This window comes from Flavobacterium supellecticarium, assembly GCF_004801375.1.
GTDB lineage: Bacteria > Bacteroidota > Bacteroidia > Flavobacteriales > Flavobacteriaceae > Flavobacterium > Flavobacterium supellecticarium.
This window is the reverse complement of sequence record NZ_SSNZ01000001.1, coordinates 414,174-426,363: the sequence shown is the minus strand read 5'-3', so window position 1 is coordinate 426,363 and position 12,190 is coordinate 414,174. Positions and strand designations below refer to the sequence as shown.

General features: G+C 35.3%; 14 protein-coding genes. 7 read left to right on the top strand and 7 right to left on the bottom strand.

All coding sequences use genetic code 11. The features are described 5' to 3' along the window. Positions 1-305: 305 nt before the first annotated feature. From mobC to E6C50_RS02080, 5 genes are all read right to left on the bottom strand, one after another. A complete protein-coding gene (gene mobC / locus E6C50_RS02100) occupies positions 306-2,297 on the bottom strand; it encodes a conjugal transfer protein MobC (protein WP_136401547.1) in 1,992 nt (663 codons plus the stop codon). A gap of 12 nt (positions 2,298-2,309) precedes the next feature. Beyond that, positions 2,310-3,617 (bottom strand): relaxase/mobilization nuclease domain-containing protein, encoded by a 1,308-nt coding sequence (locus E6C50_RS02095; protein ID WP_136401546.1) that lies wholly within the window; start codon positions 3,615-3,617, stop codon positions 2,310-2,312. Beyond that, on the bottom strand, positions 3,605-3,988 hold the full coding sequence (locus E6C50_RS02090) for a plasmid mobilization protein (RefSeq protein WP_136401545.1): 384 nt from the start codon (positions 3,986-3,988) through the stop codon (positions 3,605-3,607). Before E6C50_RS02090 ends, E6C50_RS02095 begins: the two co-directional genes overlap by 13 nt. A gap of 553 nt (positions 3,989-4,541) precedes the next feature. Next, positions 4,542-5,150 carry a hypothetical protein gene (locus E6C50_RS02085; RefSeq protein WP_136401544.1) on the bottom strand — a complete coding sequence of 203 codons (609 nt, stop codon included), beginning with the start codon at positions 5,148-5,150 and terminating at the stop codon, positions 4,542-4,544. A gap of 91 nt (positions 5,151-5,241) precedes the next feature. After that, a complete protein-coding gene (locus E6C50_RS02080; protein ID WP_136401543.1) occupies positions 5,242-5,814 on the bottom strand; it encodes a hypothetical protein in 573 nt (190 codons plus the stop codon). Between the two features lie 420 nt (positions 5,815-6,234). On the opposite strand from E6C50_RS02080, the gene E6C50_RS02075 reads away from it, so the two are divergent. Both E6C50_RS02075 and E6C50_RS02070 read left to right on the top strand, forming a co-directional pair. After that, positions 6,235-6,813 (top strand): conjugal transfer protein TraO, encoded by a 579-nt coding sequence (locus E6C50_RS02075; RefSeq protein WP_168732724.1) that lies wholly within the window; start codon positions 6,235-6,237, stop codon positions 6,811-6,813. Between the two features lie 12 nt (positions 6,814-6,825). Then, positions 6,826-7,275 carry a TraQ conjugal transfer family protein gene (locus tag E6C50_RS02070; RefSeq protein WP_136401541.1) on the top strand — a complete coding sequence of 150 codons (450 nt, stop codon included), beginning with the start codon at positions 6,826-6,828 and terminating at the stop codon, positions 7,273-7,275. Positions 7,276-7,371: 96 nt separating this feature from the next. Here the strand turns inward: E6C50_RS02070 and E6C50_RS02065 are convergent, their stop codons facing one another. Continuing rightward, the gene (locus tag E6C50_RS02065) at positions 7,372-7,824 is read right to left on the bottom strand and encodes a DUF4760 domain-containing protein (protein ID WP_136401540.1); all 453 of its coding nucleotides are present in this window, start codon (positions 7,822-7,824) and stop codon (positions 7,372-7,374) included. A 254-nt stretch (positions 7,825-8,078) separates the two neighbouring features. Here E6C50_RS02065 and E6C50_RS02060 point away from each other — a divergent pair, with 254 nt between their 5' ends. The 5 genes from E6C50_RS02060 to E6C50_RS02040 all read left to right on the top strand — a co-directional run bounded on the left by E6C50_RS02060 (position 8,079) and on the right by E6C50_RS02040 (position 10,494). Beyond that, positions 8,079-8,306, top strand: coding sequence for a hypothetical protein (locus tag E6C50_RS02060; RefSeq protein WP_230978934.1), 228 nt, complete (start codon positions 8,079-8,081; stop codon positions 8,304-8,306). Positions 8,307-8,475: 169 nt separating this feature from the next. Beyond that, a complete protein-coding gene (locus E6C50_RS02055; RefSeq protein ID WP_136401539.1) occupies positions 8,476-8,925 on the top strand; it encodes a GNAT family N-acetyltransferase in 450 nt (149 codons plus the stop codon). A gap of 94 nt (positions 8,926-9,019) precedes the next feature. Then, a complete protein-coding gene (locus tag E6C50_RS02050; RefSeq protein ID WP_136401538.1) occupies positions 9,020-9,541 on the top strand; it encodes a class IV adenylate cyclase in 522 nt (173 codons plus the stop codon). A gap of 9 nt (positions 9,542-9,550) precedes the next feature. Continuing rightward, positions 9,551-10,129, top strand: a complete 579-nt coding sequence (nudK, locus tag E6C50_RS02045) for a GDP-mannose pyrophosphatase NudK (RefSeq protein WP_136401537.1) — start codon at positions 9,551-9,553, stop codon at positions 10,127-10,129. Between the two features lie 2 nt (positions 10,130-10,131). Next, positions 10,132-10,494: a DUF4406 domain-containing protein gene (locus E6C50_RS02040; RefSeq protein ID WP_136401536.1), complete on the top strand. Its 363-nt coding sequence runs from the start codon at positions 10,132-10,134 to the stop codon at positions 10,492-10,494. 188 nt (positions 10,495-10,682) lie between these two features. Here E6C50_RS02040 and E6C50_RS02035 read toward each other — a convergent pair whose 3' ends face one another. After that, positions 10,683-12,176, bottom strand: coding sequence for a hypothetical protein (locus tag E6C50_RS02035; RefSeq protein ID WP_136401535.1), 1,494 nt, complete (start codon positions 12,174-12,176; stop codon positions 10,683-10,685). Between the last annotated feature and the right edge of the window lie 14 nt (positions 12,177-12,190).

Sequence of the window (12,190 nt, the reverse complement as noted above, 5' to 3'; positions counted from 1 at the left end):
ACAATTCGACTATGGTTAAACAACTTAGCCATTAGAAATCTACAGCCTAATTTAACCGAAAAGATTATGTAGTTATTTTGGTACATCCACCTTTTGGTTGGGGTGGATGCTTTGTTTGCTTCCTGAAAGCAGATTTTTTATGGTTGAGAACAGGGCAATTTAGCCCTGTTCTTTTTTAAATATTAATTTTTATGAGTAGAAGAAAACTTATTGAAGCCTCTTGTACGATCCTGCTTATTATGATTTTATTTCTAGTGAGTTGTGCTTTGGTTATTAAAAGCTTACCAAAATTTCTGTTTTAGAAATTACTTCTTGATGATCAGATGAGCAAGAGACGGATCGTTGAGCATTCGATGTATTTCTGCATCAATAATATTCTGGACATCCTGTTTGATCTGCATATAATTACGCTGTATCATATCGGAATTGATCTTTCTGATAACCGGTATTTCTTCGTACGCTTTCTCCTCTCTCTGTATTGCATCAAAATCATTCTGTATTTGACAGTGAAAAGCTTTCAGTTCTATCTTCTGACTGGGTGTATCTGCTACCATTCCGACGAATTCACCGGAACTCAGCGCGGCAATTTTTGAAGCTGGTACAGCGTAGTCTAACTGTTTACTTTTGCTTATGGATGTATCGCCGCTGTTAATAGAAAGACTCTCTCGCTCCTGCATTATTTTTCCGATGCGCTCGGAAAGTTGTTTTGCGCTGTCACCCGTGACCTGACCTGAAATTATATTTCCAACTGTATTGGTTATCACATCAGCTTGTTCTCTGCCATAGTCCTTGCGTAACTGACTTGCATCCTGAATGCCCAGGCATACCGAGATTAAATTTGATCGACCAGTTACGATGGTTGGAATTATGTCTGTTGTGAGGGTAGGGAACTCGTCAAATACCAACATGCTTTTAAGTTTGTTCTTCTGGTTTACAACCTTTAGCATACGGTTAACGTAAAGTGACAACACGGCTCCATAAGTCTGTATCTTTTGTGGGTTGTTCCCCATGCAGATGACCTTTGGATTATCCGGATTGTTCAGGTCAATCGTGAAATCGTTGCCCGATAAAACATAATAAAGTTGTGGAGAAGCCAATCTTGCCAATGCGATTTTTGCACTCGCGATCTGTCCTTCCAACTGTTCCATGACATCATTGAGATAGGCGTTGACAAAAGGATTGATCAACACCTCGATTTCTTTTTCCGTTCGTAAGAGCGTAAATAGGTCGTCATATGGTAGTTGTATTAATTCGATCACGTGGGGAAGTGTGCAGAATAACCCGTCCTGATACCTTCGTAAAAACCAAATAATGGCCGTTACAAAGTTGATGGCACTTTCGACAAAAAATTCCCCGGTTTTTTTCTGCCACTCGCGATTTAATCCGAGCAATATTGTTCTTGCACTTTCAGTAGCATCCGTAATATCGGTCATCCCTAACGGATCGAAAACATTACCTCTATGCGAGCGAGACAGATCATCAAAATTGATGAAAATGCATTCCGATTTACTTTTGTACCTATGCTTATTTTTTAGCCAGTGATTGTAGGCGATGAGCGATAGATCAGGGAATTTAAAATCATAAACAAAAAGTGTATAAGGATCGGGCTTAGCTAAAGCTTGTGTGATAAAGTGTCGGATCACAAATGCCGATTTTCCGGCGCCAGGGGAGCCTGACACAATCGTCGCGCGGACAGGCGATATAATATTTATCCACGAATCCCTAAATTTGTTTTTGAGCCTGTACCGAGCAGGTAAATTAATCGATAGTTCGTTTTCGAGTAGGCGCTCTTCCTGTGGAAATGTCTCAGCCTCCGCATTGAAAATATCATTGTTATTAAAGCTACTTTTAATAATTCGCGAAAGTAAAGTACCTCCGGAAAGAATCAACAAGTAGCCTACTGCCGTTAACATTATATATACCACCGCTGTGGTAGTAATATCTGTGCCTATATAAAGTGAAAAGTAGCTAATAAAATAAATCAGCAGCCCACAAACTATATAGGTGAACGCTATTTTGTGATTTAACTTTTGGTCCTTTTTACCTCGCGCTCCGATCAAAGAAATAATTAAGAAACCTAAAGCGATAAACTTCGGTTTATGAAAATCAGTCAGCAATCCCGTTTTAATGATGTTGCTTAATATTTTATCGGAAAAGGGACTGACTAATTCCCATTTCTTGAACGCCGTGTAGCATGCGTAATAAACGTGTATTACTAATATTACTACACTAATTAACCGTGTCATATCCAGAATTTTCCTCAGCGCCTGTTCATTCTCTCCTGTCTGGTGTGCCATAGCTTTATGATTTTAAAAGTTATTGTTATTATCCCGTCTCCTGCGTTTTCTTCTTTTTTTCTTTCTCCTAAGTTGGTTTGGAATAAAGTCGGATGCATTTTCGATTTCAAATAAGGTGTCAATTAGTCCTTTGTCCTCGGTTATGGAAGTGTCGGATACAGCGTTTGTATCCGGTACTGGTTGCGTAAGTGGAGCTGCATTTCGATCCGTTGGGATTTCTGTTTCCGGCTCTTTTTTACAAATCTGTTCAGTGGCTCGGTTATCTTTTGCAGTACATCGTTCGAGAATAGCTTTTGCACTGTAATTTTTACCGAGGTCACTACCATTAAATACACATTTGGAAGTATGATCTACATAGGTGATACCGTAGAGTCTGCCATCTTCACTTGTTCTTTTGAGGACAGCGATTCCCTGTTTTGACATTAGTTTTATAAACTCATCAATCGAAACACCTGAGTTCGTCAAAATCTTATCCGTAGCGTTCTTTATCCTGCTCTTAAAAGGAGTTCGTTTTTTAGCATTCTCCTGAAATATTTCTTCCAGAAATTTCATGGTGGGTCTGTTATAAAAATCACTTGCTTTAATCGGTACTCCTGTCGGATTACCTGCCTGATCCAATATTCTATACACCATTCCATTTGCTTTAAAGACTCTTGAGTTTTCACTGCCTCTATCGGCTAAAACATTATATTGGTTGAGAACAGCATTAAGTTCTTTTAAGCTGGTAAAGTTGTAATTCGTAAGGATCTGATTTAGTACGTTAGCGATAGCTTTTTTTGACTGTATTTTTCCATAATTCACCTTGCCTAAAGGGATCGGTTCAAGTTTATTATTTTGGTTGTTATTTCTACCTTCAGCTATAACTAATCCATACTTTTCTTCTATAGCTTTACGAGCCGGTTCCGATTTGCGAATCCCTAAATGATGAAGGTCGATTCTCGAAGTGTTGTTCTGGATATTGGTGGTTATGATATGGATGTGTGGATGTCCTGCATCATAGTGTTGATAGACCAAATACGGTTGACTTCCAAAACCGATCCGTTCCATATACTCGTGAGCAATATCCGTCATTTTTTCTTTTGATAAGTTTGTTTCAGATGGGGCAAAATTTAATGAGATGTGTACGCTATTTCGTTTGCAATTTTCATTCAGTTCAGCCTGTTTCAACAAACGGTTAAGCTTCATGGGGAGCGTTAAATTCTCTAGGTCCACAGGGTAATTTCCTTCTCCGATACATTGTGCTACGCCATCCTTAACTTTGTTCTCATTGTAATTGAAAATGCGATGAATGGAATGACCTGTTTTGATTATTGCAACCATCTTTCCGCGTACTTTTGGATCAGGTTTTTTATCTCCTCGATCTTATTAAACAGTGTATGTTTTTCGATATCATGCTGTATGATCCAGGCTTTAAACTCTCCAATGGTTTTAAGCGTATGAAGTTTTTTTACAGCCTGATTGTAGTTGTTACCAATCCTGTTTAGTTCTATGCGTAACGGGATTAGTTCTGCCATTAGATCGTCATTGGATTTGTCTCGATAGGTTTTCACTATCGGTCTTTCGAGTAGTTTGTCGCGCACATATTGGCTTAGTTTTCGACTTGTCGAAGTGCCGAAATGTTTATTTACTGTACGGTATTCTTCCTCTGATAGCCGTACATGCAACCATTTTGTTTTTGCTTGATTTTCCATCTTCACCTATCATTTTTAATCGTTCAAGCTTCATTTTAACGTTATTTTGTCCTGATCTACGAGTTCCGAGTATAAGATCAAAAGAGGCGGTTGTGATACAACCGTTCATCTGGCCGTTTGCAGGAACGTTGCAAACTCCCTAAGAATGCATAAATTATTTGTAGCTTTTAAAAGCAGGGAAGTATCTAAAGGTGGTTATAGCTATTAAGGGCTTAAAAGTTGCTTTGGGGGTAGGGGAATTTAAAATGATTGGGGATGTGGCAATTATAAAAATTAGGTTGAAAATGTAGAAACAGCCGGTGCTGCAATTTCTGTTCAATTCTGATTTAAAATCTTGAGTATTGGGTAAGCTTAAAATCTTGCCTTTGCGAAGTGTTTTACTGAAATTCATAATCCATCTCATTTCGTTCAACAATAATTCAGAAAACAAATTTAATGAGGTTGGGGCATATTATACCAACCTCATTAAATTATGTGGAGGATACATCAAAGTACTATAGTAGAAAGTACTAAATGGATTTTCTACAATTACTATTTAGAAAGATATGCTACGCTAAGGCATAATTGGCAAATCATTTGGAATGGAATTATACTTTTTACTAAATATTTTATATTGTGATTCTGTTAGAAGTAGAGCAGATAAATCGTTTCCCCCATTAACCAAATAAAATCGTTCTTCAACTTTATTTTCTTTAAGAATTTGATTCAATGATTTAAAAAAGTTAGTGCTTGCAGCTTTCCAAAAACTTCCGTCATTTAGTTGCCATTCATTGTAAAGTTGTACTCTTAAATTGTTTATTTTGATTTCATATGTTTTTTCAATTTCTTCCGTTTTTTCGACCGATAAAGAAACATTTCTCTTCGCTAATATTTTCTTTAATTGCGGTACAAAAGAATCAAAATTAAACTCAGCAAGTTCTTCGGCGTCTATTCTTACGAACTTATTTGTGTTTTCGTCATATACATTTAGAGAGTCCATTTTTGTTGTATCGATTGTAGATTCTGTATGTTTAAAAAAGCCTACTTCAATTAGTTTTAGAACAAATTCATTATCTGTCATTTGTGGCTCTTTTACAACAGCAGTTTTAATCGTTTCACTTTCCTTCTTATTCTGACAGGACACTATAATAGTTAATAACAGTAACGGGAAAAGGCATTTCATAGATTTCGATTAAGGTTAAAATTATCTGAATATATTGGTTTCAATAATGAGACATAACGTTGATTTGTGATCAAATCAGAAGCTTCGTCTTTTAGTTCATTTTACTCTTTGACTGAATGTAAAATTCACTTAATTCTTTGCGCCATTCTGTTAGCGTTTGGATTATATCCATTAGCTTACCATTAGGGCTAAGAATCTGCACTGCGTGTGCTAGAGGCGAATTATCGATATTATTCAATTCCGTTATATTAAATGCTGCCAAAAGATTCGCTGTTGAACCATGAAGAGATTCATTTTGGTGCTTGTAGAAATTTGCTGTTGCAATTATTAAACTTATATGGCTTTGTGTCTGATTCTCTTTTAATGATAAATTATAGAAGTTTGAAAGCCTTTCCGTTTTATCCTTTATTTCATTTCCGTAAAAATCGCTTATTGTGTAATTAATATAATTTTGAAAAGCTATAAATGCCAGTCCATAAATAGCCTCACTTTCATCAATAAACCAACCTCCATCATACCAGGAATGCTCGTCCATCTTAGACTCTAAGTAGGTTATTGAATTTTCTAAGCCAGTTATTATAAGTTCCAACGTTTCAAGACGATAATCTGTTAAAGATTGCCAAGGTGTAAATTTACTTTCGGAAGTACTTTGCGATTCATTCATAGTATGATTTTTTGGTTATAAAGCTAAAATATGAATTTTGGTAATACTATTGCCTGTTTAGTTATTTGTTCGATACTTATATTAATTGCTGTAGCAAATAAAGATCTGCATAGATAGGCTTGGATAGATTTTAGAGTTTATAAGTGTTGTAGAGTTAAAAGTACCTCCCCATATTTTGATTAGGATAAATTCGTTTCGGCTCTATAACTTTGTATAAGTTTTTGAGCAGAACAGCTCATTAGAGAAAGTATAGTTTAGGAGGTTAAGATGGGGTTTGGTTATTTTCTTTATTTACTTTTTGGAATGCACTTCATTCCGGATCAACATCATCGTTTTCTTTTCACTTCTTTTATTTCCCAGTTACCACAACACGTTAATCAACCGAAAAGGTCTATTAACAAATTCATAAAAACAAATCGAATGAAAAAGTACATGATGTATTTTGTGCTGGCATTTATGCTGGTGGCAAACGTTGTTCGTGCGCAACGTTTTGAAAAGGGTGAAGTTGCAATCGAAGTCAGGGGAGGTCTGGCAAATGGGTATTTCTTTGGTAAGCAGCAGAACCCGACATTTTTTGGTGGAGTTGCTGCTAATATCTATACCGGAATTGACAGCAAATGGGTGGCGGGAGGCGAGTTCTACCACAAGAAGTATGATTATCAAGACGGTTCTATTAAGCTGGCGCAGTTTACAGGTGAGATCGGCCATTATTTCCCATTGGTTTACGACTGTAAGCAGGATCTTGTGATCTCCGCTGGTTTAAGCGGTATTGCCGGGTATGAACGGATCAATTGGGGAAGACATACTTTATATGACCAAGCTATTCTGTTGAACCAGGACCATTTTATTTTTGGAGGCGCAGCCACATTAGAAGTTGAGTTTTTCCTTTCAGACAAAGTAATCGTTTTCGCGACCGGGCGAGAGCGGATGTTGTTCAAAGCGCTTGATAAATTTAATGGTCAAGTAGGATTAGGTGTAAGGTTTTTGATTAATAGATAGGAGGGTTTGGGTATGAAAAATTTATTTTTAGGATTGGTGGTTTTGATCACGTTAACGATTACGGGATGCGACAAAAATGAGATGCGTATTTACAGACCGGAAGAACCCGTTGTTACCGGGTTCGACTTCAATCTTACGATGGAAGTGGGAACTTCTATTATCGCCAAGTACGGAACGCAGGATTTGAAGTTCCGTATCGTTCCTCTTGGACAGGAACCAAGTACAACGTATAAAGTTAGCTTTATTCAGTTTATGGGTACGGGAACCGTACAGGGTGAAAATGGGGATTTCTTAGGTCAGAATATTGATTATGTACTTAATGATAGAACTTTTAAATTAAAGTACACGTCCCACAGTGATACGGATCATTTTTTTGAGGTTACGGTCAAAGATAACTTCGGACATATCAAAAAGAAGATCGTAAAATTTATGCCGGAGAACGAAGTCGCTCAAGGTAAGTAAAGAAGGGTGCGTTTAGAATAATTATTGTTATAAAATGTCGTCAGTATCTGAGAAGATGCTGACGATTTTTTTAGATCAACAAAATGAATAAGAAAATCAGTCTAAGATTTTTTTTAAGTAAAATAGATCATTATAATTTATTCCAATTTCTATGTGATAATCGATGTATCGCTTTATTGTTGGATAATTAACTACCTCTGATATTTCAAGCTTCATTGATTGAATATCAGATTTGTCCAGTAATTTTTGTCGAACCAGACTACCTACAAAATCAAAATATCGAAGGGTTTTATCAAGCGCCCTTTCCAATGGAACTTCATCAATTGTTTTGTTATTTAATTTTTCTTCAAGAGCTTCAAAACCTCGTCTCTTGTCTACTGCGTATAAAACGTCACGTATTTCGTGATCGTTATATAACTTTTCAAAAATATTGAACATGAAAGAGCGACGTCTTTCTTTGTTAGATATGTAGAACAGATATAGAGCAAAACCTCCTGCAGCTAGTGCACAAACAAATTGTAATAAATCAAACCAATTTTCTAAGTTCATAAAAAGTAGGGTGTTAGGTTACTTACAAATATTGAAAGATTTAATACAATTGTTTAACGTAATACTACCTGTTTATCATATTTATATTGCAAAATTATATATGACTAGATCAGCAGGACCTCCCCATATTTTGAGTAGGTGTCCTACGCATTTTAGCCGTATTTTTGTATAAATGTTTAATGTATAAAAACCGAATGGATATGACGACGAATGATGTAGCGAAGGTGTTTGATACAATTTTAAGTATTCCAGGCATGGGGGAGGTCGTGAAGATCGATTTAAGGATTTCCCGAAAAAATGTATTATTACTGAATCAGGTTATTGAGTTGGGCTTAGAGGCGAAGGAGCAGGATAAAACAGGCTTGCTGAGTACTGTTCCGGAAGACGATTTAAAAGAGCTTAAATCATTATCGGTAGACTGCCTGACCAAAGCAGGACTGACCGACCTCAGTGAGAAGTTAAAGTCATTGGGCGCTAAATGAATCAAAGAAAGGTTGAATTTAACTTCAACCTTTTTTTTGTTCTGAAAATCAGGTGTTTTCACCAGGAACTCTATAAAAGTCGTCCGATCGGTTGGCATTTTTTTTACAATTATGATAATTAAAGGCACTTTGTAATTTCGTAAATTTGCTAGTCAAACAATCAATTAAAATGATAATTTTAAAAAGAACTAATTCAGAGAATAAAGAATTTCAAAGTTTAGTTTTAGAACTTGACAAAGACTTGGCTCTAAAAAATGGCGACACCAATGATTTCTTCGCACAGTATAATAAAATTGACCTCATTGAAAATGTAGTAATTGCATTTAATGACAACTTACCAAGTGGCTGTGGTGCTATGAAATCATACGACAAATCAACAATGGAAATCAAAAGAATGTATGTACCTATTGAAATGCGTGGTCAAGGGGTTGCTATTGCCATTTTAAATGATTTGGAAAAGTGGGCAAAAGAACTAGGCTATAAAAAATGTATTTTAGAAACAGGAGACAAAATGCTTGAAGCAATTGGACTATATAAAAAGAGTAATTACAAGATTATTCAAAATTATGGGCAATATGAAAATGTTGAAAGTAGTATCTGTTTTGAAAAAATATTATAAATGATATTGTTAAAAAGAAATACTGCCAATATAAACAGTTTAAGATATTAATTTGCGAAAGAGGTGAAAAACAACAATAGAAATAAAAAATCCAATGAAAATTAAAAACTTTGAGTTTAAAGCGAAAGTAGAGTCAATTGATAAATATGAAAATTTGCTTTTAAAACTGACCCCTGTAAGCTTTGGAACTGACCATCAAGTGGACACATATTTTAACACCTCCAATGGGCGCCTTAAGCTTAGAGAAATTAAAGGTAAAAATAGTAGCCTTATTGATTATAACAGAGAAAATTTTGCTGGAAGTAAAAAATCAGAAATTATTTTTTATGAGCATCAACAAGATGATTCACTAAAAAAAATCCTGATAAACCAATTTGGAGTGAAAGTAATAGTTGATAAAAAAAGGAAAATTTATGGCATTGGTAATGTAAGATTCCACTTCGACGAAGTCGACAATTTAGGAACTTTCCTAGAAGTTGAAGCAATAGACACAAGCGACAGTTTAAATATTGATGAATTAAAGAAACAATGTGACTTCTATTATGACTATTTCAAGATTGAACTTGACCAAGTTGAAGAATTGTCTTATAGTGATTTAATTCTAAAAAAACAGTAGCGATATTACATGATAGATAACATAAAAATAGTAGATGCCAAAATTTTATCAGACAATTGGTATGTACTTAAAAAAATAACTTACGAGTATACCAAGAAAGATGGCACAAAAGTGACGCAAAGCAGAGAAGCCTACGATAGGGGCAACGGTGCTACGATATTACTATACAGCAGAAATCAAAAAACAGTTATCCTGACAAGGCAGTTTCGTTTACCAACATTTGTAAATGGCAATGAGTCAGGAATGCTAATCGAATCTTGCGCAGGCTTATTGGATAAGGATAATGCCGAAGATTGTATTCGACGTGAAACGGAAGAAGAAACAGGTTATAGGGTTACTGATGTGCGAAAAATCTTTGAGGCTTATATGTCGCCTGGGTCTGTCACCGAAATCCTTTATTTCTTTGTCGCTGAATATTCAAAGGAGATGAAAATAACTGAGGGCGGTGGAGTTGAACAAGAGGAAGAGAACATAGAAGTACTTGAATTGAAAATTGATGAGGCAATGAAAATGATTGAATCAGGAGAGATTAAAGATGGTAAAACAATTATGCTTCTTCAATACATAAAGCTCAATAATATTTTATAATTATGATGATACTTATTGCAGGTCCTTATCGAGGAGGTACCAATGATGATCCCGAATTAATAAAAAAGAATCTGGACAAACTTGAATCCGTTGCCCTACCAATATTCCGTAAAGGACATATTCCTATAATTGGTGAATGGGTAGCACTACCATTGATGCACTTGGCAGGCTCAAAAGAAATTGGTGACAGTATTTGGGATGAAATACAGTATCCAACAGCGCATCGACTTCTTGAAAAGTGTGATGCAGTCCTCAGGCTTGAAGGTGTGTCAAAAGGAGCAGATAACGATGTTAAGATTGCGAAAGAGCGAGGTTTGAAAATTTACTATTGTTTGGAAGATATTCCAGATTTAGTAGAGAGATAAGATCTTCAATAATCAAAATCATTAAACCATGAATTTGTTCGGAATTCATAATGAGCCCTGTTGAAAAAAGGAATGTAATTAAAGTGAATTTGCTTCAATTTTTTGAATAGCTTTTATAAAATTATCTGAATCGTTACCTAAAGATAAGGATAGATCTGCACTCATTTTAGATGATTACGAGGAAAGAATTATTTACTGTATTCACTTGGATTTTTCGTATTCCCATCAATAAATATAAATACTTGTGCATGCTCCTCAGACCCCGTTTGCTCAAATCCATGTGTGATAGCTGATCGCAATATTACGTTACTTGCGAGAGGACCTGGCGGCATCACTTTTTCAGTTAAATCTAAAATACATACAATTGAAGCAGATTTTCCGTTTCCTGAAGCATAAGCCACAGCTTGAGATGAATACTTTTTGATTAAAGTTGCTCGATCTGAAATTGATGTTTCTACCTTTAGTTCTGCAATATGTCCTTTATAGGCAATCTCAACACGTCCACCAGCAACGTGTGACTCTTTAGTTATAGCACCTCCAATCAAAGGATTTGCCGTTAAGTGTTGAATGAGTTTATCCCTGAATTGATCTTCTTTCAATGCCGTTAAATGTTTGTACAGACCGCTTTGAAGACAATAACCTTGAAAATTTGTAATACCATTAAGTAGTGTAATAAAGTCATTTCTATCCTGCATTTCCATTTGTGCTAAGAGAGGATTCGTATAAATCTCAAAAACTTTTTTATCGATAGTTTCAAAGCCCGTTTTGAATAGGTTGTTATTTTGATCCAAAATTTTTGCATTCAATTCATCATAACCAATTATTACAGGTTGCAATTCTTCTTTTTCCGACCCCAATAAATAAGGAACGAGTTTAATTGACAAATTGTCTTCAAAATTGCTTTGACTGTATTTGAATAATAGCGTTCCTTCTACATTATAATCCAATTTTTCATCAAGTATGATGTCGTTGATATTTAGTTCAAATATATCGGATGATGTTGTTGCTGCTAAGAGCTTTAACGTTTTGACGTTTTCAGGGGATTTATTAAATCTTAAAATTCCTTTTATGACATATATTTCTTTTGCTTTTAAAACCTGTGGATTAGCCCATGCCGTATCATGTAAATAAAACTCTAGCGATACTACGATCGTTTCAGGCATTATTTCTACTTGATCATCGTTTTTATGGTAGTTTTTTGGAATATAACTATCAGAATGTAAGTATGCTATGGAAGGATGCTGCAATTCAAGAAATTTATCGATGATAATTTTTAAATCATCGAAATTAGTATAGTTTATTTTATTAAAAAGTGCTTGGAGGTCTTTTACTCCATCATTAAATAATTCCAGATGTGAAAATACATCAAATTCGAAAAGATTAATATTGACCCCAGCAGCAATTCTTTTTGCCTCTGCACCCGTTTTTCCATTTAATACCATTTGACACCACTCGCAAAGAAGGAAAACGGCGTCAACCAACACCTTCTCATTTCTAAAAATAGCTTCTTCTTTTTTGCCTCCTGAGGAAGCTATTAATTCAAGTAACAAATTATCTATTGCTTGTTTTTCACTCTGAATTTTTGGAATAAATCTAATATTAAAATCAGAAAATACTTCACTTATTTTCTGACGCAGCTGTTTCTGAACATCAATGATGTCCGCTTCAAATAATGCTCCCATCGCTTATATTTTAA

Excerpts from the sequence above, each read along its gene's own strand:
- E6C50_RS02040 (WP_136401536.1), top strand. The coding sequence starts at position 10,132 with ATGATGATACTTATTGCAGGTCCTTATCGAGGAGGTACCAATGATGAT.
- E6C50_RS02035 (WP_136401535.1), bottom strand. The coding sequence starts at position 12,176 with ATGGGAGCATTATTTGAAGCGGACATCATTGATGTTCAGAAACAGCTG.
- nudK (WP_136401537.1), top strand. The coding sequence starts at position 9,551 with ATGATAGATAACATAAAAATAGTAGATGCCAAAATTTTATCAGACAAT.
- E6C50_RS02095 (WP_136401546.1), bottom strand. The coding sequence starts at position 3,617 with ATGGTTGCAATAATCAAAACAGGTCATTCCATTCATCGCATTTTCAAT.
- E6C50_RS02050 (WP_136401538.1), top strand. The coding sequence starts at position 9,020 with ATGAAAATTAAAAACTTTGAGTTTAAAGCGAAAGTAGAGTCAATTGAT.
- E6C50_RS02060 (WP_230978934.1), top strand. The coding sequence starts at position 8,079 with ATGGGGGAGGTCGTGAAGATCGATTTAAGGATTTCCCGAAAAAATGTA.
- E6C50_RS02065 (WP_136401540.1), bottom strand. The coding sequence starts at position 7,824 with ATGAACTTAGAAAATTGGTTTGATTTATTACAATTTGTTTGTGCACTA.
- E6C50_RS02085 (WP_136401544.1), bottom strand. The coding sequence starts at position 5,150 with ATGAAATGCCTTTTCCCGTTACTGTTATTAACTATTATAGTGTCCTGT.
- E6C50_RS02090 (WP_136401545.1), bottom strand. The coding sequence starts at position 3,988 with ATGGAAAATCAAGCAAAAACAAAATGGTTGCATGTACGGCTATCAGAG.
- E6C50_RS02055 (WP_136401539.1), top strand. The coding sequence starts at position 8,476 with ATGATAATTTTAAAAAGAACTAATTCAGAGAATAAAGAATTTCAAAGT.
- mobC (WP_136401547.1), bottom strand. The coding sequence starts at position 2,297 with ATGGCACACCAGACAGGAGAGAATGAACAGGCGCTGAGGAAAATTCTG.
- E6C50_RS02080 (WP_136401543.1), bottom strand. The coding sequence starts at position 5,814 with ATGAATGAATCGCAAAGTACTTCCGAAAGTAAATTTACACCTTGGCAA.
- E6C50_RS02075 (WP_168732724.1), top strand. The coding sequence starts at position 6,235 with ATGAAAAAGTACATGATGTATTTTGTGCTGGCATTTATGCTGGTGGCA.
- E6C50_RS02070 (WP_136401541.1), top strand. The coding sequence starts at position 6,826 with ATGAAAAATTTATTTTTAGGATTGGTGGTTTTGATCACGTTAACGATT.